The 22,432-nt window shown below is 58.1% G+C and carries 14 protein-coding genes and 6 pseudogenes; 8 read left to right on the forward strand and 12 right to left on the reverse strand.

The features are described 5' to 3' along the window. Positions 1–14 precede the first annotated feature (14 nt). The 3 genes from repB to BD293_RS19540 all read right to left on the reverse strand — a co-directional run bounded on the left by repB (position 15) and on the right by BD293_RS19540 (position 3,492). Positions 15–971 (reverse strand): plasmid partitioning protein RepB, encoded by a 957-nt coding sequence (repB, locus tag BD293_RS19530; RefSeq protein WP_142085205.1) that lies wholly within the window; start codon positions 969–971, stop codon positions 15–17. Next, positions 961–2,163 (reverse strand): plasmid partitioning protein RepA, encoded by a 1,203-nt coding sequence (gene repA / locus BD293_RS19535; protein WP_142085207.1) that lies wholly within the window; start codon positions 2,161–2,163, stop codon positions 961–963. The genes repB and repA overlap by 11 nt, the downstream gene beginning before the upstream one ends. Positions 2,164–2,610: 447 nt before the next feature. Continuing rightward, positions 2,611–3,492: a recombinase family protein gene (locus BD293_RS19540; protein WP_142085209.1), complete on the reverse strand. Its 882-nt coding sequence runs from the start codon at positions 3,490–3,492 to the stop codon at positions 2,611–2,613. 226 nt (positions 3,493–3,718) lie between these two features. Here BD293_RS19540 and BD293_RS19545 point away from each other — a divergent pair, with 226 nt between their 5' ends. From BD293_RS19545 to BD293_RS19555, 3 genes are all read left to right on the forward strand, one after another. Next, positions 3,719–4,786 carry a hypothetical protein gene (locus BD293_RS19545; RefSeq protein ID WP_425467953.1) on the forward strand — a complete coding sequence of 356 codons (1,068 nt, stop codon included), beginning with the start codon at positions 3,719–3,721 and terminating at the stop codon, positions 4,784–4,786. 272 nt (positions 4,787–5,058) lie between these two features. Then, a complete protein-coding gene (locus BD293_RS19550) occupies positions 5,059–5,817 on the forward strand; it encodes a lysophospholipid acyltransferase family protein (RefSeq protein WP_142085211.1) in 759 nt (252 codons plus the stop codon). A 99-nt stretch (positions 5,818–5,916) separates the two neighbouring features. Then, positions 5,917–7,533 carry an ISL3 family transposase gene (locus BD293_RS19555; RefSeq protein WP_425467954.1) on the forward strand — a complete coding sequence of 539 codons (1,617 nt, stop codon included), beginning with the start codon at positions 5,917–5,919 and terminating at the stop codon, positions 7,531–7,533. Positions 7,534–8,056: 523 nt separating this feature from the next. Here BD293_RS19555 and BD293_RS19560 read toward each other — a convergent pair. Then, positions 8,057–8,686: pseudogene (locus tag BD293_RS19560) on the reverse strand (IS91 family transposase); the annotation flags it as partial. 91 nt (positions 8,687–8,777) lie between these two features. On the opposite strand from BD293_RS19560, the gene tnpA reads away from it, so the two are divergent. From tnpA to tnpC, 3 genes and pseudogenes are all read left to right on the forward strand, one after another. Next, positions 8,778–9,227, forward strand: coding sequence for an IS66-like element accessory protein TnpA (gene tnpA, locus BD293_RS19565; protein ID WP_142085213.1), 450 nt, complete (start codon positions 8,778–8,780; stop codon positions 9,225–9,227). Then, complete coding sequence (gene tnpB / locus BD293_RS19570; RefSeq protein ID WP_142085215.1) at positions 9,224–9,577, forward strand: IS66 family insertion sequence element accessory protein TnpB; 354 nt, start codon at positions 9,224–9,226, stop codon at positions 9,575–9,577. The genes tnpA and tnpB overlap by 4 nt, the downstream gene beginning before the upstream one ends. Before the next feature lie 64 nt (positions 9,578–9,641). Further along, positions 9,642–11,177, forward strand: a pseudogene (gene tnpC / locus BD293_RS19575) (IS66 family transposase); the annotation flags it as partial. On the opposite strand, the gene BD293_RS19580 reads toward tnpC, so the two are convergent. Both BD293_RS19580 and BD293_RS19585 read right to left on the reverse strand, forming a co-directional pair. Beyond that, on the reverse strand, positions 11,158–13,245 hold the full coding sequence (locus BD293_RS19580; RefSeq protein ID WP_142085216.1) for a recombinase family protein: 2,088 nt from the start codon (positions 13,243–13,245) through the stop codon (positions 11,158–11,160). The pseudogene tnpC and the gene BD293_RS19580 overlap by 20 nt on opposite strands. Then, positions 13,226–13,417 (reverse strand): hypothetical protein, encoded by a 192-nt coding sequence (locus tag BD293_RS19585; protein ID WP_142085218.1) that lies wholly within the window; start codon positions 13,415–13,417, stop codon positions 13,226–13,228. The genes BD293_RS19580 and BD293_RS19585 overlap by 20 nt, the downstream gene beginning before the upstream one ends. Positions 13,418–13,717: 300 nt before the next feature. On the opposite strand from BD293_RS19585, the pseudogene BD293_RS19590 reads away from it, so the two are divergent. Next, positions 13,718–13,906, forward strand: a pseudogene (locus BD293_RS19590) (transposase domain-containing protein); the annotation flags it as partial. Positions 13,907–14,004: 98 nt separating this feature from the next. On the opposite strand, the pseudogene BD293_RS19595 reads toward BD293_RS19590, so the two are convergent. Next, a pseudogene (locus BD293_RS19595) lies at positions 14,005–14,229 on the reverse strand (transposase); the annotation flags it as partial. A gap of 81 nt (positions 14,230–14,310) precedes the next feature. Next, a complete protein-coding gene (locus tag BD293_RS19600; protein ID WP_142085220.1) occupies positions 14,311–15,957 on the reverse strand; it encodes an IS1634 family transposase in 1,647 nt (548 codons plus the stop codon). A 218-nt stretch (positions 15,958–16,175) separates the two neighbouring features. Between BD293_RS19600 and BD293_RS19605 the strand changes: the two are divergent. Then, a pseudogene (locus tag BD293_RS19605) lies at positions 16,176–16,427 on the forward strand (transposase); the annotation flags it as partial. 67 nt (positions 16,428–16,494) lie between these two features. Here BD293_RS19605 and BD293_RS19610 read toward each other — a convergent pair. The 4 genes and pseudogenes from BD293_RS19610 to BD293_RS19625 all read right to left on the reverse strand — a co-directional run bounded on the left by BD293_RS19610 (position 16,495) and on the right by BD293_RS19625 (position 22,237). After that, positions 16,495–18,621, reverse strand: a complete 2,127-nt coding sequence (locus BD293_RS19610; RefSeq protein ID WP_142085223.1) for a P-loop ATPase, Sll1717 family — start codon at positions 18,619–18,621, stop codon at positions 16,495–16,497. A gap of 190 nt (positions 18,622–18,811) precedes the next feature. Further along, positions 18,812–19,153 (reverse strand): annotated as a pseudogene (locus tag BD293_RS19615) (transposase); the annotation flags it as partial. Positions 19,154–19,595: 442 nt separating this feature from the next. Then, positions 19,596–21,305, reverse strand: coding sequence for a class I SAM-dependent methyltransferase (locus tag BD293_RS19620; protein WP_142085225.1), 1,710 nt, complete (start codon positions 21,303–21,305; stop codon positions 19,596–19,598). Positions 21,306–21,310: 5 nt separating this feature from the next. Beyond that, a complete protein-coding gene (locus tag BD293_RS19625) occupies positions 21,311–22,237 on the reverse strand; it encodes an HNH endonuclease (protein ID WP_142085227.1) in 927 nt (308 codons plus the stop codon). Positions 22,238–22,432: the final 195 nt, after the last annotated feature.

The following is a 22,432-nucleotide window of genomic DNA, read 5'->3' on the forward strand; positions in this document are numbered from 1 at the left end:
TATCAATTTAGGCATCACGATTTTTCCTTCCACTCCTTGTAGAGACGCTCAAGCTGGGTTTCCATGAAGCTGATGAATCCGCGTTCCTTTTTGTCGGAGACCTCGATCAAAAGGCGCTGACCTTTGGACCTGAAAGCCACCGAAGTTGCTGGCATCTTGTTGAGCGGGGCAGGGGAGCGGCCTTTGGTCGAAGGCCCCGCTGCGCCGTGCTGAGCATCTATGACCTTCTGCAGGGCATCTATGACAGCGGCGAGTTTTTCGGCTGCACTGCCTTCTTCCGGAACAAGTGAAAGGAGAGAACTGTCTGAAGAGGCGTTTTCTGTTTTGACCAAACGCCGTAGTTCTAGCCATGGGCGCCGGCCTGCTTCATGCGCAGCGCCAATCTTGTAGATCACCGCGTCAGGCACGTCTCGCGCAACGCCAATCAGTTTGCTAAGCGTTCCCTTGTCGACAGCCAGAACGTCCCCGATCTCTGCTCGGGAGAAGCCTTGATCTTCCAACTTGGCGGCGAAAATGGCTTGTTCAATGAAGCTCCGTTCTAGACGCGCCGAATTTTCCAGTGCCTGGGAAACAAGCGCCTCGCGCTGATCCATTTCCTTGACATAAGCCTTGACCTTGATCCCAAGTGCGCGGCAGGCGGCAATTCTGCGGCGTCCATAGACCACCTCATAGCGAGGGCCAGCGCCTCGGCGATAGCGGAGCAGGGCAGGTAGCTGTTGTCCTGATGCCTTGATGGACTCGATTAGATCATTAAGTCCTTCGGAGACGTCAAAGCGATCCGCGATTTCTGAATCGCCGATCTCGCTGACATCCACATCTTGAGCCGCCTGTGCTGAAACCTGAGAAAGCACATCTGACATACTCTTCAGGGAACGAGGCGAACTTGCATCCACTTTCGGCTCAGCCTCGGTGGTGATCAAAGGTTTTGAGCCCATTTTCGCCAGGCTCTTGGCAAGAAGATCACGTTTCATCGGCGCCCCCTCTGCCCCAGGCTGCTTGGATCATCTTTTCAATGTCATTTGAAAAGCTCGTCACCGACTCTAGGGCTCGCTCATAGGTCTTTCGGTTTTTGGTTGTAGCCAAGTCCACCTCGAAGATTGTTTTCTGCGAGAGGCCAGCTTCGCTGACTGCCGAAGACTTTACAAAAGGCGTCTTAATCACGCTGTCGCCGAGCAACTGTTTAAGCCATTCAGATAAGTCCTGCTGCGTGCTAATCGCGGTGTCGAAGCGTGTCAGGAGGTAAGCGAAATTGTCATACGTACCGATGCCACCGTTGGAGTGGAGTACTTCTAGTACCCCCGAAGCCATCGTCAGGAACTGGCTGGCAGAGGCCAAATCGACACGCTCTGGAATAATGGTCATGAGCAGAGATGTCGATGCGCAAACTGCGCCCATCGTGAGATAGCCTAGCTGTGGCGGGCAGTCGATTAGTACGATGTCATAATCGTCTTCGACTTGACGTAGCGAGTCGCGGATTCGATTGAAGAACACAGGCTGTTCTCCGCGGCTCAACGCGGTTGGGGTTTCGGTCTCAAATTCCGAAAGCATGATCCCGCCCGGCACGAGATCCAGGTTTGGGAAGTAGGTCTTGCGCAGAACTTCCACGATAGGAACCCGGGATGTCTCTCCATCGTTGTAGCGGATCGCATCGTACAGCGTTCCGCCATGACGAAAGTCAATCTCTGGCTGGTATCCGAAGAAAGTGGTCAGTGAAGCTTGAGGGTCTGCATCGACAAGACACACACGGTAGCCACGCAGGGCGAGCCGCATCCCGAGCGTCACTGTGGTCGTCGTTTTGCTGGACCCGCCTTTAAAATTTACGGTAGACCAAATCTGAAGCTTGTCATCTTGTCGCCGACCGGGAAGGAACTGAAACGGATCCTTTGCGTTCTGCGCTAGAATGTTGCGAATCTCGAGGATTTTCTCGGCGGAGTACAGGCGCTTGTTATTCGGTCCTTGTTCGACCTCTGGAATTCTGCCGTCAAAATGCGCCTTGCGCAGATATCCGTCGCTCACCCGCAGCAGCTCACTGACTTCTGCGCTTGTAAATGACCGGAGGGTCTTCTGTTCCTTTGGTGCCAGAAAGAGCTTCGACATATGCTCAAGGGCCTCTGAAAGCCGCTCTGCGTCTGCCTTGAGCTTGTCATGCAACACTGGGTGCATCGTATTTGCCTGTCTCTAGACGTCTCTTGAGCGTTACTCGTGATCAGCATATGATCGGTTCTGACAGGAACGCAGTGGACATCGTGTTCTTTGTTTTCGCGTTACAGGTATGGCGCTTGTCTGGAAGAAACTCAAGGTAAATTTTCTTCAGCTATCTTGTGCCTCGTGCGGAATGAGCCACCAAATCAAGCGAAAGAGTTAAAGTGACCTGTTAGAGGTCAATCATATGCCATTGAAAAACGGAAGATTTTCGTCGCAAACTTATCCACAGAACGCGAAGCTCCTGAATCTACGAGCTATGGATGGACAATCTTTGTGCATGCGAAGTAACGCCTTTGCAGACACAGCTGCAGCAATCGTGTCCGGGCGAGCTAAGCAAACGATTCTTCTTCCAAGCCCGTCGTAACAATGCTTCTCTTCTCGATTAGCATCGAAATGCGTTACCAACTATAACATCCCCAGCCGCTTTGCCCGCTCCAGCAGCATCTTCACAGATGACGGCTGCCAGCTTGTCCGCCCCCGCGGTGTGCGTTCACGCATTTTCTCTAAGCGGGCGCAGATGGCTTGCAACGTGATGTCTGGGTCTGCGCCCTTGATGCCCGCGACGATGGCGGGCAGTCGATCATCTCGCGCACGCGGGCCAGCGCGTTCAAGCACCGTCGCAGGGAGGAACCCATCGCGGACATAGGCGTTCACAGCGCGCAGCAGACGGCTTTGCGTCCAGCGCCGGGCCTCGGGCAGGGGGCCGTTGATAATGCGGACCACGTCTTCCCAAGCCAGATCGGGGCGCAAGCGGCGCACATGCGGCACCCAGTCCTGCGCGGTTTCGTTCAGGCGTTCCATGTAGCCGTCCTGTCGTGCCAGTCGGACCTTGCGCAGCGCTGCCGGATCCCGCGCGCGCAGGCCAGGGTTTCCGCCGACCCGCCCCTTTGTTCGCGCGCTGGCGAGGCCGGCCTTGGTGCGTTCCCGGATCAGCGCGCGTTCAAATTCCGCCGCTGCGCCCAGCACCTGAAGCGTGAACTTTCCCTGCGGCGATGCGGTGTCGATCGGGTCCTGAATGGACCGGAAGAACGCGCCCTTACCCTCCAGCCGTTCGATCACCTCCAGCAAATGCGACAGCGACCGCGCCAGCCGGTCGATCCGCACAACCACCAGCGTATCGCCCTTGCCAACGCGTTCCAGCACCCGCGCCAGCACCGGCCGCGCACGATCACCGCCAGAAGCGTGTTCTTCATGAATCTCAGCACAGCCCGCTGATTTCAGCGCCTGCGACTGGGGCAGGGGGGTCTGATCCTCGGTCGATACTCGCGCATAGCCTATCAACGGCATCAAATCCTGCCTTTTGCAGTTACGGATACGGCCAATAAACGACCGTTTGTAAACGAATGCAAGGGCTCTCTCTGTGGCCACGCTGTCGTAAAACCGCTTGGTTTCCTTGCACTGAGTGCAATCAGAGCGAAGCTGTGCAACCTCGTGTAGCCATGCTATATATGTAGATCTGATGCACTCGTACAAAACACTTGGGTAGTTTGCAAAATAAGTATATTTTGCGCATATGAAGCGCGAAAGCCCAATCCTGTATGACATGTTGAGCGAAAGCCCTGACCCTTCTGACGAGGCCATATCTGCCCCTGAAGAAGATTTGTGGTTTTTGCCGGGACCGCTTGAGGATGAGCCGGATTTTCTGCCGCCTGGCCCAAGGTCCGATCCATCAGAGGCCACGCTCGTCGATGACTGGAAACAGGCCGAGGCCGGATTGGCCGCACGGCTTGCGCATGTTGCGGGCAAGCTTGGGGCTTTGGATGATCGGCTGCTGCGCGGCCCTAAGGGGTGGCGGCATCGCCTGGCATTGATCGAGGCTGCGGAATTGAGTTGGTTTGCGGGGGACCGGATTGGCGCGGATCGACTGGCACTGTGGGTCGGGCTGCGCCTGTCTGGTGTGCAAGATGATGCGGCAGCTCTTGCCCGCGCGGGTTGGTCGGTGCGCAGACTGACCAGTGGGCCGGGGCCCGAGGCAGGGTTGGCCGAATTCCTCGGCCGTAATGAACCGGACAACAAGAATGAAGGGGATACGCAATTCTCTGATCACGCCCAGGCTTGGTCAGAGCTGATGGAGGCTGCGCATTTACTACATCCGATCAGCCGGGCTTGCATGGGGTATCACCTCTGGTCACTCGCGGGACTGGACGGGCAGGGGGGCCGGACTGAGTCCGCCATCACCGCCGCCCGCTTTGCAATGGGGCAGAGTAGAGGCGCAGTTTTTGCGCCGCTTGCCATGGGCGGGGCAGGGGGGCTACGCGCGAGTGGCACAGCTTGCGAACGCCTTAATCGTTGGCTCGATGGGATGGAGGCTGCTATTCTGACCGCGATGCGTCAGCTTGATGACATCGAAGCTTGGGACCAACGCGCGCAAGCTGCGATGGCTAAGCTGTCAGGCCGCACACCGCCAGCGCTGCGCTGCGTGTTGACCGAATGGCCTCTGATCACGGCACCGATGGCCGAAGAACTGACAGGTGCCAGCCGCGCTGCGGTTCAGCGGAATCTGGAGTGGATGGAAGCATGCGGGCTTATCCGGGAAGTGACAGGGCAGGGGCGGTTTCGGATGTGGCGGGTGACATCATGAATGTCACGTGAGCGGTGGGCCAAGAATGGTGAAAAGCTGTAAGCCTAGTCCGCTTTCGTGACGCAGTCGGCCCAGATCGCGCAATCTGTCATGGACGCGTTGAGAGGTTTCAGCGTGATCTGGTTGTGTCTGGATTCTTTGTGCGTTTGTGTCATAAGTGACCAAGGCCCGGTTGGGTTCCGATCTTATGCGCTGGATCTGCGGTAACAAAGTGCGGTGCATCACGATTGCGGGTCGATGCGAAGAAATGAAGCCCGTCTGTTGGGGGATACGTGAACACTACTAAGCGCAAACCCGGCTGGCTTGTTCTGATCAAGCGCCTGATCCTTGTTATATATGGCCCCATTGCATTCATGTATATCGCGCTGGCCCCGATCTTTTGTGGTCGGAAGAATGGCTTTCGGAACTGGTATTGGCGCGCGGCCAGAAAACAGATCCAGATGCTGCTTTGGTTCCTCGATATTTTTGTCGACATTGATGCAGAAAGCCAGGCAAAGCTATCAAAAAACGACGGCGGTCTGATCATTGCGAACCACAAAAGTAACCTTGATGTTTTGGCGTTGGTGTCGGTGATTCCCGATGATCGCTGGGTGACATTCGGTGCGAAAATTGAGCTTACGAAGATACCTTTTTTCAAGGGCGGCTTTAAAGGTTCAGGGATACTTGTGGTCGACCGGAAAAACGGAAAGACGGCACTGCAAAGCCTGATAGATGGGTACTCCCGCGCTGACCCGCGTGTTTCTCTTGTGTTGTTTCCTGAAGGCACGCGTGTTGATGGCCCCGCGCTTGGTAAGTTCAAAGCGGGCTCTATGCGGATTGCACAGGAGCTTGAGAAATCAATCCAGCCCATTTGCATCTTTGGCGCATATGAGCTGATGCCGCGTCGCCGCGTGTTTCCAGGCACAGGCTGCATTAAAGTTCGGGTTTTGGAAAGCTTCGATGTTCAGGTCGAGGTACCTGTCACGAATGAAATGCAACGCCTGCAAACCTACGTCGCCGACCACTATGAGACGCTGCAAGATGCGACCTAGACCACATGTTCGCCTGATGTCGCGTTGCCGTTAAATCGGCTCTGCCTCACTTTGTGTGGCGCAACTATCCTGAAACTGGAAAATTCAGGAGGGATAGTCGTGAGTTCGAAGAAGCACTGGTCGCCCGGGAGCGATGTTGCCGTTCAAAGCGTTGAGCGAAGTGAATCCGGCGGGTGGATTGTATCTGGCGTCTTGGCACCCAACGGCATTTGCCCAGACTGTGGATTGCATTCACGACGACGTCACGGCTGGCGGCGTCGGCGACTGCAGGATTATCCCGCCCATGGAGATGGGGTTACGGTTGATCTCGCGGTTTGCCGTTGGCGATGTTTGGCGTCCGCTTGCCCGCGCCGGACTTTCTCGGACCAGGTCGTCTCGATTGCGCGTCCATTTGCACGTCGTACTTCGCGTGTCGGGGAGATTGTCAGCCATCTTGGGCATGCGACCGGCGGACGGCCTGCCGAGCGGTTGTTGCATCGTTTGGGCCTTGGGGTCAGCGATGACACGGTGCTCAGGCAGCTGAAGAAGTGTGCTCAAGGCGCCGCCGAGGCGCCAACGGTCATCGGGATCGACGACTGGAGCTGGCGGAAGTCGCAAACCTACGGCACGATTATTGTGGACCTGGAGCGTCGCGTGGTGATCGACATTCTTGAGGATCGGGATGCCGTCACCTGCACCAACTGGCTGAAGCGACACCCCGAGGTGGAAGTGATCAGCAGAGATCGCTGCGGTCTCTACGCCCAGGCTGCACGGCAAGGGGCACCGCAGGCAAAGCAGGTCGCGGACCGGTTCCATATCGTGCAAAACCTGCGGCAGGCCATCGAGGAGCAAATGAACCTTCACGGCCGTGCGACCGGCAGGGCGCTGCTGTCCGACGCCGACAACATCGCCGCGGCCGGTAACCTTCTGAAGTCACGCCTTGCGCACAGGACGTCTCGAGAGGAGATTTTCACGACCATCCATGGGCTCCGAAATCAGGGGCTTACCTGCAGCGAAATCGGGCGCCGAACAGGGTTCCCGCGTCGCAGCATCGCGAAATGGCTGCAGTTCGAGACACCACCGGACCGCAGGCGGGCAGCTTTGAAGCGGACTTCGCCGTGGTACTTTGAAGAGTTCCTGCGCCAAAGCTGGAAGGACGGCATTCGAACTGGAAGCGCCCTGTTCCGTCTGATCCAAGAGCGTGGTTACGAGGGGAGTCTAACGCATCTGCAGCGGTTGCTGGCGGGTTGGCGCAGAGCCGAACAGCAAGCAAGCGACTCCAAGGTAGAGCACGAAATCCTTAAGCCAGTCCGGGACCCGGAAACTGGGCACGCGATTTCCCCGGTCATCGCGGCCGCGCTGTGCATCAAACCCCGCGGAAAGCTCACCCCGGATCAGGCGCGGAAAGTTGACGCGCTCAAAACCGGCTCTCCCGCCTTCGCAACGATGCGCCGTTTCGCCATGCGGTTCAACGGCATCCTGCGCGGCCGCGAAGCAGACCCGCTCCCTGCATGGATCGACGACGCGATCGAAACCGACCTGGCGCCACTCGTGCGCTTTGCCCGCACATTGAACCGGGACTTCGATGCGGTCAAAAACGCCATCGAGATGCCATGGAGCAACGGCCAAGCAGAAGGTCAGATCAATCGCCTGAAGACCCTCAAACGCGCCATGTACGGCCGCGCCGGTCCAGAATTGTTGCGGGCGAGAATGCTACCGTTCCGCCACACAGATTGAGGCAGAGCCTCGTTAATGGCAACGCGACAGCAGGTTGTGGCGTCACCCTAAGCGGTATGCACCATGTTCGCAAACAGCAGTTCAGCGAGGCCCGAAGCGAACTACACTACCTACCGAGACATCATCTGATTGTCTGCTTCCGCGACAAATTCAGGCCCCCTCGCGATCGCAGAAAATGACGGCTTCCCTGAAGGTTTTTCGATGTGGGCCGCGGCACGACATTGGCGGCCAAGAGCTAGCGGCCCACGTTGACAAACCTCGGAAGGAGGAAGCCGCGGGGGTCTTGGATCGACCTATGGTGAAAGTGCGCGGACGGTTGGGGCGACGGCTGTGTCAGGCGTTCGGCTGAAGGTTCGCATCACGGCTGAGCTGGTCACTGAAGCGGTCGAACATCCTGGTATCGCTTTGCATACTGCCGTGCCTGCCGTCGGTTTTCGCGCTGAGGAACGATTGGCGTATGTGGGTTGAGCCGGGTCTGCGGGGTGCAGCCGGTGGCGTTCCGCGTCATCTGACAGGCGGTGTGTCATGCGGCCCGCTCCTGTGGTGGCGCGCGCGACATTGGTTTTTGCCCGCGGCGGAAGACCTCGATGATGCGCATGGGGCCACCGCAGCAGGGGCATGGTTCGCGCAGGGTGAGTGGGATGATTTCGGCGTCGGGTCCTGATGCGGCGGGCTGTTCGGGGCGCTGGACGCAGAGCAAGGCGCGGATCTTTGTGATGTTGACCTTGCGGGTCGCACTGGCCAGAAGGCCGTAGTGCCGAATGCGATGGAAGCCGTCAGGCAAGACATGGATCAGAAATCGGCGGATGAACTCGGGCGTGGCCAGCCGCATGACCTTTTGGCGGTCGCCGGATTTGATGCGGTAGTCCTTCCAGCGAAAGGCGACGGTCTGGGCATCGGTGCTGACCAGGTGCGCGTTCGAGATGGCGACGCGGTGGGTGTAGCGGCTGAGATGGGCCAGCACGGCCTCGGGCCCGCCGAAGGGTGGCTTGGCGTCGTGTCGAAGACGCGCCTCTGGCACGATGACCACCCATTCGGATTTGCGGAATGGGGCGAGCCACTGCGCGAAGGCATCAGCCTTCGCCAGCCGTTCGAGATCGCCGAAGAAGGTCAGTTGCCCAGTCCGATGCAGATCCATCAGCCCTTCCAGAAACGTAAGCGACGGCCACGCCCCATTGATTTGTCCTGTTCCTGGCGCGTGACATGCCTGCGAGAAGGTCTGCGCGAGCAGATGGAGGTAGCGCATGGCGGATGGTGGCGACGGATTTATGGGCCGGTGTGAAATTGTTGAAGCGCGACGGCGCAATCGCCGATGGCCAGCGGAAGTGAAAGCGAAGATCGTCGCGGAGAGCTATCAGCCTGGGGCTCGGGTCGTGGATGTGGCTCGCAAATACGATTTGCTCCCACATCACCTGTCAGATTGGCGTCGCCATGCCCGGCAGGGTCGGCTGGCTTTGCCGGGTGACCTGATGGATACGCAGAACGGATCGCCAGCGGCGGAGCTTGCCTTTGTGCCGCTGTCCATTCTGCCTGAGCCCATGGATCAGCCGGTGTCTTCCACGGTCGAGGCCGCGCAGGGTGGCATCGGCGTGATGACGATTGAGATCGGGTCCGATCTGCGCTTGCGTATTCCCGGTGATGTTACAGTGGAGCGCGCGGCGGCGCTGGTGCGTGCATTGCGCGGGGCGACATGATTGTCGCCGGCCAGCGGCTGCCGATCCTGATCGCGACGAAGCCCGTGGATTTCCGCTGTGGGCATAACGCTCTGGCGCTGATTGTGCAGACGGAGCTGAAGCTCGACCCGCATTCCGGGGTGACGGTGGTGTTTCGATCAAAACGCGGGGACAGGTTGAAGATCCTGTTATGGGATGGCACCGGCATGGTCCTGATTTACAAGGTTCTGGAACAGGGCAGCTTCGCCTGGCCGAAGATTCAGGACGGGGTTATGCGGCTGTCCCGGGCGCAGGCGGAAGCTCTATTCGAAGGTCTGGATTGGCGGCGGGTGGTGGCGCAAAGAGTGCTGGCACCGACTGCGGCAGGATGACTCAGGCAGCTGTTTTTGACGTTGATTTATTGGCCTTTCTGTCCCGTTTTGGGTAGAAATGCGCATGTCGCAGCCCTTCGATCTCAGCCAGTTTCCGGACCTGCCACCCGAGGTGGTGAAGGCCTTTGCGGCGCAGCAGAAGGCGCTGGAACATGCGAGATTTGAAGCCTCCGTCGAGCGTGCTGCGCGCCAGCACGAACAGGCTGTGGTCGCGGAGAAGGAGGCCTTCATCGCAGAGCTTGAGGCGCTGATCGAGAAGCTGGAAGGTCAGGTTCAGGATTACCGGCGCACCAAGTTCGGGCCGAAATCCGAGAAGCTGGACCCCGCCCAGCTGGAACTGGCGCTGGAAGACCTGGAAACTGCCATCGCAAAGACGCAGGCGCAGATCGCAGCTGTTGAAGACAGGATCGCGGCCAGCGAACCAGACCCTGACAAGCGTAAGCCGCGGGCGCCCCGCAAGGCAAGGGCGCTGCCCGAAAGCCTGCCCCGCGTCGAGAGGGTGGTCGAACCCGACAGTATCGTCTGCCCCTGTGGATGCGGTGACATGGTCCGGATCGGCGAGGACCGGACCGAGCGGTTGGATTACATCCCCGCGCGCTATCAGGTCATCGTCACCGTGCGTCCCCGATATGCCTGTCCCAAGGGGCGCACAGGTGTGGTCCAGGCAAAGGCACCTGCGCATCTATTGGAGGGCAGCTGGCCGACCGAGGCACTGCTGGCACAGGTCGCCGTGTCCAAGCATTCAGAGTATATGCCGCTCAATCGCCAGTCCGTGGTGATGGCCCGCCATGGTGTGCCGATCGACCGATCTGTGTTGGCGGATTGGATGGGCCGCACGGGGGCTGCCATCGCGCCTGTTGTCGATCACATGGCTGAACAACTGCTGTCCGACAGCACCCGGCTCTATGTTGATGAAACCACCGCGCCTGTTCTCGATCCCGGGCGGGGCAAGACCAAGACGAGCTATCTCTGGGCGGTGTTGCGCGATGACCGGGGCTGGAACGGCACCGCGCCACCTGGCGTGGTGTTTCATTACCGGCCGGGGCGAAAGGGCGAATATGCCGCCGAAATCCTCAAGGGCTTTAACGGCACGATCCAGGTCGATGCCTATGGCGCCTATACCCATCTTGCCACGCCAAAGCGCACCGGTGGCGATCCGCTGCGACTGGCCTTCTGCTGGGCGCATGGCCGACGCAAGCTGATCAAGGCCAAGCCGAAGAAGGGATCGCCCATCGTGGACGAGGCGCTGTTGCGGATCGCGGCGCTTTACAAGGTCGAGAACGCCATCCGAGGGTCCGACCCGGACCACCGCCACGCTGTCCGGCAGGAAATGTCCCGTCCGCTGGTCGATGAATTCTTCACCTGGCTGAAGGCGCAGGCCGCCCGCGTCTCGCGCAAATCCGACCTCGGTGAGGCCATGGCCTATATGCTGAAACGTCAGGACGGCTTCAGGCTGTTCCTCGACGATGGCCGTGTCGACATCGACTCCAACCTTGTCGAAAACGCCATCCGCAGCCCGGCAATGAACCGCCGCAATGCGCTGTTCGCCGGACATGACGAGGGTGCTTTATACTACACATCTACGTATGCCTCTGTAATTTCATGGTTATTTGAAGTGGATCGTCAGGCGCCGGGCGTCTTCCGCGGCGTGCATCGGCTGCTTTTCGAACGCTGTCTGTCTCAACAGCGTGTTGCCTGATGATCCAAGGGGCACCTTTGCAGGTCTGGTCGGCCGACAGATCTCCAGCTTCGATCAACCTTCGCACCGTCGATGGACTAACGTCAAGGATAGCGGCCGCTTCATCCAAGGTGAGCTCTCCGCGCTCTTGACGTTCGCCTTCACGATACGTGGGGATATCATGCCTGCTGCGCAAGCTGCAGACACGGCTTCGGTTCCAGGTGAGGCCTTTCCCCGTCATGCGGCCTGCGCGGTTCAGTATCGATGCGATATGCTCATCAGGCATCTGACGTGCCAAGACACGGACAAGATCCAGTGTTTCACCGGAAATCGTCCAGCGTGTTTGGCCCGCCTTGTTTTTCTTGACGCTTAGGCGCGTGTGATCACCGCCCTGCCAATGGATGATCAGCGCCAAGCTATCTTCGGTCATGTCGACGATGATTTCGCGTATCATAAGCCGCAAAATCCGCTTTTGGGTCTCCGGTGTGACGCCGGGGCTGCTCCACGCCTGCGTCAGATCAGCCCCCAGGCTCATCAATCGCTCTCGATCCGGCACGGATACGGTGACGGGCGTTTCCGCCTTGAGCCTGTCTATATCAATTTCGAGATCGCGCACCCGATGCAGCGTGTCGTTCCAGCGCAGTTCCAGTTCGTCTGCTACCAGCCTGTTATCCGGGTCGACCGCATCATACCGGCGCTGCGCGCGCTTGGCTTCGAAACGCGCCTGCTGCAGTGCGTTCTCCATCTGCTGAAGCTTGTCGTGTTGCTTTTCTTCATGCGCAATGACCGCGGACAGGGCGGCCTCTATCCCCATGGGTTGCAGGCGGTCCAGAACCTCCGTCGCAACCGCGCGATCAATTCGCATGCCGCCAAACACGATACAGTTGGGCCGCGCGTTGTTACCAAAGGTGCCATGACAGACATAGCGCTGCGTGTTGCCGCCTTTCCCGGAATAGGCCACTCGCAAACGTCGACCACAGCGCGCACATCGCAATAGTCCGGGTAACAATGCTTCGCCTCGGCGGATCGCGCCGCGCCCGGCATAGCCACTGCGATTTGCGTTCTCAGCAATCATGCTTTGCGTCTTTTTAAAAGTTTCCCAGGAAATGTAGCCAGAGTGGTGGTCCCGGATCAGAACATCCCAGTCGTTCCAGTTGCGCTTGAAGCTTTCACGGCTTTGGCGTTTTTGTCCATCCTTGATGATGGTCCGACTGCCACGGCGCCCGAACGCATAGACCCCGGCATAGACGGGATTGGTCAGCATGTGGTGCAGCGTGGGATAGACCGGCAACGTCCATGTGATACGCGGTGCCCCACCGCCGTAGATTGCGCGCGGCAGAACCACTTCCTCGTCCCGAAACCAGAGAAGAACCTGACGGATTGACTGCAATTCGGCAAATTTCCGGAACACCAGAGCGATGGCTTCCTGAACGCGGCGGTCGGGGTCCTTTTCGATCCGGTTGTCATCGGTCTTGACGTAGCCGATCGCCAAGGTTGTCAGTAATTCGCCCCGGCGAGCCTTTTGTTTGATGGCTTCAGCCGAGCGCTGCCGGAATACCGACACCTCCATCTCACTCATCGTGCCTTTCATGCCCAGAAGCAGGCGGTCATTTATCAGACGCGGGTCATAAAGACCGTCCTCGTCCACGATCAGTGTCCCCAGCACAGCGCAAAATTCCAGCAGGCTGTGCCAATCTCGCCCGTTGCGCGCCAATCTTGACGCTTCAAGGGAAAGCACTGCGCCAACACGGCCCTCGCAGATCGCGGCCAGAAGCTTCTGAAATCCCGGTCGCTCCGTACCCCCGCTGCCGGATTTGCCAAGGTCTTCATCAATGACCTCGATGCTTTCCCACCCCAACTGGCGTGCTCGCTCGACCAACCCATATTGCCGACGTTGGCTCTCCAAGTTGTTGGCCACCTGATATGTGGAAGACTGGCGGATATAAATATAGGCGCTGCGCCCCAGATGCTCAGGCGTGATCTTGGTCATTGCCGGCCTCCTGTTCGATCAGTGGCTGATTTGGTAGGAGTGGTTCGCTCATCGCCTCTTGCAGCAAATTCCGAAGAAGCATTATGGCCTTCTGACGGTCGCCTTGCGTCCAGTGAACTTTGGGCGCCAGATGCGCGAACAGATCGGGTTGTTGATATGTGGGGCGGGTCATCGACATCTCCTGTGCTGGCCGTTTCGTCCAAACAGGAGTGTAGAAGCTGATCCAGCAGCGCACGAAGATCGTTTAATCGCTCAAGCGGAAGCCGGGGTGTGTCAACAACCTTGATCAACTTTGCTTCGGGGGCAATCATCCACGCTGGAAGATAAAAGGCTCCGCCACGCAATTGACGGATCAGAAGGTGGCGGCAAAAGTCGTGCTCGACCGATCCGACAACTTCCACTGTCTGGCCACAAAGCGGGTGAAAAGGGTACGTGACAACCGCATCAAAACCCAGACTCCCGGCATCATGACGCTGCTTCCGACGAGGGTGGCCGCAACTGGGCCCGCTTCGCCAGCCTGATCGGCACATGCAAGGTGAACGGCGTCGAACCCTATGCTTATCTGCGCGATCTGTTCACCAAGCTGGCCAATGGCCACCTCGACAAGGACATCGATGCGCTGATGCCCTGGGCCTACGCCCAGCAGGACAAGGATGCATAGGGACCTCGTCGTGTGGTACATGACGAGCTACCAGACGCTCGTCGCTCCGCATCATCACAGCAACGCGCAAGCCCGAACCCAATGGGGCGTAGCCGCCGCTTACCCAGAAACAGGCGCCGAAACAGGCGCGACAGAACCCGCACATGCAAGAAGAAACCTGGGCGGCAGGCGACCCACTTGGTGCCATCAGGCGACAGGCCGCCGCCGGGGACGATCATGTGGATGTGCGGATGATGGGTCAGCGCCGAGCCCCAAGTGTGAAGGACGCTGGTCATGCCCACCCGGGCACCCATGCGCTTGGGATCGGCCGCGATGGTCATCACCCCCAACTTCAACAGCAAAACGTCTAAGTGATTGTTTCTATTAGACCCGAAGGGTCGTTTATGTAACTACCGCGGTGAGGTTCAGGCGATTTGGGGCACGTTCAGTGCTTCAAAGAGGTCCAGTTGGGAAGGGGTTGGCGAGGAGATTCCGGCGACCGCCCGGTCGGCGATTTTTGCGTTGTGGCGCTGGACCTTGGCGAGAAGTTCCAAGGCGGCTTTAGGGCTTGCGGCGTGGCCCTTGGCTTTCAGGCGCATGCGCATGACGCGGTAGAGGGTCAGCGCCAGGAAGCAGATGAGCGCATGGGCGCGGATGCGATCAGGCAGGCGATGGTGAACTGGGGCGATCTCAATGTCGGATTTGAGGACTCGAAAGCCACGCTCGATATCGGCGAGGCCCTTGTAGCGGGCGACGGCCTCAGCGGGACTGATGTCCGTGGTGTTGGTGATCAGCGCGAGCGTGCCGTCGAAGAGCTGCGCTTTGGCCACAGCCTCTTCCTCCACCGACCAGGAGAAGCGATCGGCGGTCAGGTCGGCCTTGAGGAAGCGCGTCATTTCAGCATCGGCAACCGCACGGGTGAAGCGGCTGTAGGCCCCGCGGTCGGAGGCGCGGCGCCCTTGGGGTGTGGCCCCTCCGTCCTGGGCGTCCAGCTTGCCCACCATCTTCTCGGCCATGGCCTCGAGCTCAGTGATGCGAGCGCGGCGAGCCTCCCCCTGCTCGGCGGCGCGCAGAGGGTCATGGGCAACAATCAAGCGATGGCCCGCGAAGGTCGCCTCGGCCAGACCATCCCCATCGAAGGCAAGACCACGGAAAGTCTCGACCAGTTCACCATAGCGCCGTGCCGGCACGGCGAGGATGAACTCAAGCGTGCGCCCACCTTCCTGTGCCAGTGCGGTGAGGGCGCCGATATTGTCGAGGCTGAGCAGCCCGCGATCCGCGACCAGAATGACCCGCTCGATGGGAAAGCGCTGCAGCACCGTGGCCAGCATGGCCTGCAGGGTCTTGGTCTCTGCAACGTTGCCGGGATGGACGGTGTGCATCAGCGGTAGGCCCTCGGCGGTTTGCACCACACCCATGACGAACTGGCGGGCGATGCCCCCGGTTTCCTTGTTCATGCCATAGGCGCGCAGGTCCTCCTCGACCTCACCTTCCCCGTGGATGCGGACGGTGGTCAGGTCGTAGAAGACGACCGTGAGGTTGCGATCCACCAAGGGCCGGATCTGTTTGGCGAGTTCGCTCTCCACCCGATCAGCATGGTCCATGAGCGCGTCCATGGCACGCAGGAGATGGTGATGCTCCACCTTTTCCGGCATGGCTGGCATCGCGACCGTGCCCAGCCAGCGCAAGACGCCCAACTTGCTGTTGGGGGCGCAGAGCCGGTTGAAGACCATGGCCCGCACGAGGGCCTCAACATCGATCTGCCGCTTGCCGGAGCGCAGCGCCCGTCCGAGCGCGCGGTCAAAACCAAGATCCTTCCAGATCTCATGCAGCGCAAAGACGTCGCCGTAGGAAAGGGCGCTCTGGAACTCAACCTTAACCTTTTCCTGGACTTCACGCCCCGCGACACGGCTGAGGCCGCGGATCAAGGCGTCCAGGCTGCCGTCCTCCAGTTGGTCGACGCGCCCGAGGTTGGCGACGACGCGCAGGCGCGGCTTTCCGTCCGCATTACGGAAGGATTCCATGATCTGCAGGTAGCTGCGGCCGCCGTTGGACGTGATGCGCGTGAACATGGAATGCCAAATATCGCGATCCGTCGTTTTATACAAGGCGTTTCATAAACCTTGCATGTAACTACAAGACTTTCGCCACCTTCGAGCCCAACCAATTGAAATCATTGGAACCAAGGAGCCGAAATCAACGGATTTCGAGCTCCAAGTGTTGAAGTTGGGATCACCGTTTCTGCTGATGCCTTGAACAGCAGGCCATAGACCGCCTTCTTGTTCCAATGGGCGATCACTCCGCCCCGTTGGCCGGATGGATCGACGACGCCATCGAGACGGGTATTCCGTCGTTCATGCGGTTTGCCAGGACGCTGCACCGTGACATCAATGCCGTGCGCAATGCCATCGAACTGCCGTGGAGCAACGATCAAGCGGAGGGCCAAATCAATCGCCTGAAGACCCTGAAACGCGCAATGTACGGCCGCTCCGGACCAGAACTCCTCAGAGCCCGAATGCTGCCCCTCCGCCACACAGATTGAGGCAGAGCCTCGTTAAGGGCAAGGCGATAATAGGCACATACCAGTACGCAATCCGCGATAGCGGAAGTTACCTTCGGAGCCGATATAGTCGGTGAAGTATAGCTGGCTCTACATCGTTCTTTGCTAAATTGAATTGGCCATCTTGCGAGGGCACTTCTGGTAAGTCTGTCGACGCCAGTTCGATCATCTTGAATGGTCGCTTGAAGCGTGATTGTCTTTGTTGCTCACAAAAGTACTGGAAACGATCCGTAACAACCACCCAGTCTTCTTTTACCTTCGGCTCCAAACGAGCAGCTACTCGAATACTCTTTCCTCCAGAAATTTGTGGCCCAGTGCCATCATCACGAAAGCGCATCAAGCCAGCGTCGCCTGCGAACCGTAATTTGGCTTCGAATAAGCTTTTAAGCATGTCGTGTCTGATGTCGTGAACAGCTGAAACGAGTTTCTCCGGCACTTTTCCCTGTAGTAAAATAGAATCTCCGCCGCTAATTTCTGCAAAAACGCCATTATTTGACTTGGCTCTCTCAACTACTTCGCAAAAAATATCGGGGAATCTCGGTGCGAGATCAGGATCTGCCATGATTTTACTATAGCCAACCACGTCACCCTTAAATACGAAATCAACATCATTTATCGCATGCCACCTCCGATCGTTTCCAACAATGTTTAGCGGATCGATGTTGTTTAGAAAGTCCTTGTTACGCCGTGAAATCAGTCCCACAAGAACTGGATGAACAAGATAAAAAGGTGCAGATGGAAGCACGTTCTCTGTCAGGAAGCCCACCTCACCAGGCGCTGGGAAGGACTGGTAGGCCGCACGGTTACCTCCCAGCTTCTTTACAATCCCGAGCAAACCGAGCCGATAGAGTGTACAGAACGGATGTCTTTGAACGGTTTCTCCTGAAAATTGGTTAAGTACGGCATCATATTCGTAGGAAATCCGAGATAAATCTTTCAGCGTTAGCGTATTCGATGTAATTAGACTGAACAAGATATCTGGACGGAATCCAGGCGTATGAACTCGCGCCTCTGCCAAGTAGGTTTGGGCAATAAATGTCGCTCGCTCATTAATTGTTTGAGAAACGTGTTCTTCAGTTCGGCGGGATGGCGGGATATCCGAGATCGCCTTCCCAATGATTGCGATGTCTCTAGGCCGTGACAGGGTGTGCCGCAGCACATAGTCGACAATCGCTTCACTTTCCGCTACATAAGTATTTTCTATTTCCATAGCATCTAGACCGAAGAATCTCTCAAATTCGTCAGTTCCAATTTGAAATAGTCTATTATCCTCTTCATTTGCGATGTTCTTCTGGAGAATTTTAACAAGATCTGTCTTGCTATACCGAAGTGAGACCGTCGACCCCCCAACTTGCGCCGCCATGGGGTCGTTAGCAATCAGGTATTCCATCGCCTCGGACCGGATGCTCACCCAGCATTTTATGTGGTTATTTACCCCGTTTATTTCTCTTGCTGCCGAAACAAGCCCGCACTGCGCAAACACCCAGAGTTGGATGTCGCCGGTGGCGAGCAAGCTTTCAGTTTCCGCATAACTTGCGGCGCTTTCAAAGTACTCATCAACGTTGTCGATGAACAAAGCAAACTGTGAGGATATATTTCTAATATTTGGTACGAGAACTCGTCTCAGATCCTCCAGAGCAAGAGAGAATTGTTTTCTGGTTAAAGATAGAACACAATCGAATATATCGCATGGACTGGTGAGTAAATTGTCTATAAATATTTCGCTTAAGACAGAACACTTAAGTCCTGAAACCGAAGTTCCTTCCTTCTTCAAAACAGCAATAGATATGGCTACCTCCCAAACCTGTTTCCAATACTGTGTGGAATTCAGAAGTGGCCCGAGAGATTTTCTGGAAACAATAGTTGGAACACCAACTGGCTTATCGACTAGCTGATCTTCTGGGATGTAAGAGTAACCACGTTCAATAAGCGATTGTCGCTTCAATTTAAGGAGAAGAGTCTTGCCAAATCCTTTTGGGCCCGAGACTATATTTGTCTGCATTCCAGCGGGAGAAAGAAACGATTGAATTGCAGGTGACGAGATAAGTAGACCTTTGTCAAACTGAGTTATGGTCGATAGGTCGGTAATATCTTTTGCATCAACGATCCAAGGTTGCATTTTAACGTCCCTCAATAATTTGACCTCACTTGCTACGGCTGTTGTTTCTTTGGGCACTAATATTTCGACTCCGGTGTTTCGTACGCGAAATTTGAGCAGGATTAACCGACACCCACCAAGCGCCAAGTTGTTTCAAAGTTAAGTTCGTCTGAATCGGCCTCCGGTTCAAGTGTTTTGTGTCTTGAAGGTCGTCGGTATTGTTGCAGAAAGGCGGCCTGAGACGTGAGGGCTCCCTTTCCCCTGAGGTTCATGCCAGGCGAACGATCTCGGCGGTGCCGAGGGCATTGAAGCGATTCATGAGCGCGACGCGGATGTGGATTTCGGCGGTTTGGCGGTCGGGGTCTCTCGCGGCGATGCGCTCGCCGAAGGACTTGAGGCCCCGCATCTTGGCCTCGGCGCGGCTGCGGGTGTGGTATCCGGTCCACCTCTTCCAGAACGCCCTGCCGTAGTGGCGCGTGGCGCGCAGGGTTTCGTTGCGTGCCTTGGCGGCCGGGCAATTCTCCTTCCACGGTCGACCATTCTTGCGGGTCGGGATGATCGCGGTACGGCCGCGCGCGCTAATGGCGCTGTGGCAGCGGCGGGTGTTGTAGTCAGACCAGTTCGTCGTGCGGTAGTGGGCTGGCTTGGGCTTACTTGTGCCGCCCGTCTAACCGCATGGATTCGTGATGTGAATCCCGCGCGGCGGGAGTTCTGTAACAACGCCAAGGTCGTCCACCGTTGCGAGCATATTCGAAGCTGGGTAGATCGAGCCGCTTTCTTTCAATTTTGTACCCGACTGCGGCCACATGCATGGCTGCGGCGCTCTTACTCGGTGGATGGCAGCGCGCACAGTGCGCGCCCTTAGAGATGGTGGCCGCTACTTCGTAAAGCCTAATAAAAGCAGGACACAGTGGCGACTATGATCGTCTGCTTCGTCATTTTCTGCGGCCGTTGCGATAAGAGTTCAATGTCCGCGCATCACGCTCCACTTCGGTGATGCCGCAAGTGCGAAGAATTTCTGCGCAGGTGTAGCGATCGGCAGAAAGGGGGCGTTATGGCCGCCATTCTGGCACTTGCTGGTCAGCCCACAACGCAAACCGACGAGCCTGAAGACCTGCGAAGATCGGCGCCGGGCCGTCTGCTGTGTCCTCGCAGATCGGTAGCGAAGCACGCGCTTCGACGTGAAATCTCTCAGCGGTGTTGCGCTGGTGCAGCCATGCTCGTTCCCACCAATCGAAGATTCGATCCATGCTGCTGTCCAGCACCTCGGCAGCAGGCAACCGGTCGCGCTTGCTATGGCGGTTGACGGTCGGATCGGATGGCAGGAGGTTCCAGAGGTCCTCGCAGGGCCATGCCGCCCAGGGCAGGCAATGGTCGATGTCGAGTCGTCTTTCTGTGAGTTTCCGACCCGTCCAGACACAGAATACGGCGCTGTCACTTATCAACAGTGCAGCAGTTTTGCGGGCAAAAGCGACGTCCCGGCTGGGCTCGTGCCAGCGCATAGAACGGGCTACCAAGGCTGGATCGAGATCGCGTCCTTGGCCCCGGGCATAACCTTCCATCAGGCGCACCCACTCTGCCACCAGCGCCGGCTCGATCCAGGCGTCATGACGCACCATTGCACGCCATAGATGGAGTGGCACCCGAAGTTCACCGAAGTCCCAGAGATACCCGGCATCTACGAAGAGCCGCGAAGGCGCTATACCCGCACGTCCAGTGCGTGTTGGCAGCACCGGTGCCTGCGATCCGGGGAAGGTCATGTAGGTGGCCGGCATCCGCGCGATCGTAACAGCCGCGTCGCGTAGCGCAGCGTGGAGCGCTGCAGCTCGCATGCCGCTAAACTGCGCTCCCACCCGTAGATCGGATGCTGAGAGCTCAGCGATCCCGTGCCACCCGTCCTTGATGAACCCGAGCCCCACGGGCCCGCGATTGCGTGGCATTTGCGGAAGGTCGGCGTCGATCAGGGGTTTATAAAGCCGCAACCAGTTCAGTGCGATGAGCCCGAGCGGCAAGGCTATAGTATTGTCGTCGATCGGCCGGGCCATACCTTGGGCGCCATCGGCGGCACGAGCCACAGCACGCAACAGAGCAAGCTTGTAGGTTGCTGATTTGGCGTCGTTGAGAATGACGTGGCGCAGAAGAGGAAGCGCGCCCGTCCCGTCGTCTGGAAGACGCAAAACCAACTGTGCCCAAGAGACCTCGCCTCTTCCGAGGCGATCGGGGGTATGATCCACGTTTAAGACAGCCACTCCGTGGGCCCGCGAAAGCGCTTCGATCTCAGCGACATCTACTGGATGCATGTCGCGGTCGGGCGCTGGCGGTCCGAGCCGGAGAGTGATGGTCAGCGTGCCGCCGGGCTTGAGAAGCGTGACCAGTTTGCGAAAAGCGCGGGGGCGGTCACAGGGCGGAATGTGCATCCAGACTGCCGAAAGAAGGATTACATCAAACGCTGTGCTGAGACGGAATACCGATTCGAGCCCCGGCAGGCTGTCGGTCACCCAAGCAATGCCAGGCAACGGGTGTCGTCGCTGGCCTTCTGCGCGCATCGTGCCTGAGGGCTCAACCGCAAGCACGCTGTGTCCCAACTTGGCCAGCCAGGCTGCGTCGCGCCCTGAACCGGCACCCACATCGAGGATGGCGGCAGGCGCCGGCGGCAAATGCGGAACCAGTGCCTGATGGAGCACCGCTGGATCAACGGTCTCATAGCGTTCAGCAAGGGCGCGTCCGGCCTCTCCTTCATATCCCCGCGTCGACATTCCCATGAATCTCACGCCACCGACCGGAATATCTCGAAACGTGAGGCGAGCCTGTCTCTGTCGGGGCGATCCCGTTCCCGGCTCGGCAGGTGTATGACCTCGCCGTTGAGAGATTTTAACGCCTCGAGGACCGGGCCGTCCTGTTGGGAGAGGAGTTGTTCAGACACATACAGGCGGTAATCCGGATCGATGCCGATCAAATGGGCATCGAAGGCAGCATGGTGGATCTTCGAGAGAGGCAAGCCGTTGGGCACGACCGGCTGGCCGAACCGCTCGTCAGCATCAGCGACGATATGTGCGGCATCCAGAAGCCGAGCTTCGGGCAGGCGCGACAGCGCGCAGCGACCTCCATAAGCCGCAATGACGGCGGCGCGGAACTGAGCCTGATGCAGCCGCTGCTTGACTACGCGCAGCCCATAGCGCCGTTCGGCGGCGTTTTCTGGCGGAGCCATCTCACTGGACGCGGCCTCGCCGAAGACCACCTGGGCCTTGAGGCTCCGAGCGTCCCAGCCTCCGATGAAAGCCGGTAGGATGGCGTGATACCGCTTCGGGGCGATACCCAGGAAATAGATAATGGGGATCTGTCGCTCCCAGGCCTCTCGCAGCCACTGGTTGTCGGCGGAATCAGGGTTATCGCCCATGAATGCATAGTCGACCGCCTCATGGCCGCCGTAGATCTGTGCATGGACTTCGCGCTGATCATCATACCACACACGGCGGCCGGCTCTCGGAAAGACTGTCCGTATCGAGAGGAGGTACGGCATGCGTTTCGGCTTGAAAATGCCGCGCTGCGGATTGACCAGTGGAACCCTTTCGCCCTCGAAAGTGAAACCTGCCAAAAGATGTTCTGACGTCAGAGCGTCATGGAGCATTCCCAGCTTGCGAACATGGGAAAAAGCGGCGAGGCGCAAGGCGGTATCTGGATCGTCCGCGTCCATCGACTTTGCTCCATTCACCCTTCGTTAACCCTTTTCGGTCAAGGTGATACTATGCATGTTTGGAGCTTTTGCATAGCTGTAAGCCAGCGCGAACCAGACCTCGCCCGCGGGTTCGTACGCGCCCGCACTGCGGTTGATGCGCTTCGGCGCATCGGACATGCTGACGCAAACGTCTATCCGTGCATGTGCGATGTT

The sequence above is a fragment of the Roseinatronobacter monicus genome (genome assembly GCF_006716865.1).
Taxonomy (GTDB): domain Bacteria; phylum Pseudomonadota; class Alphaproteobacteria; order Rhodobacterales; family Rhodobacteraceae; genus Roseinatronobacter; species Roseinatronobacter monicus.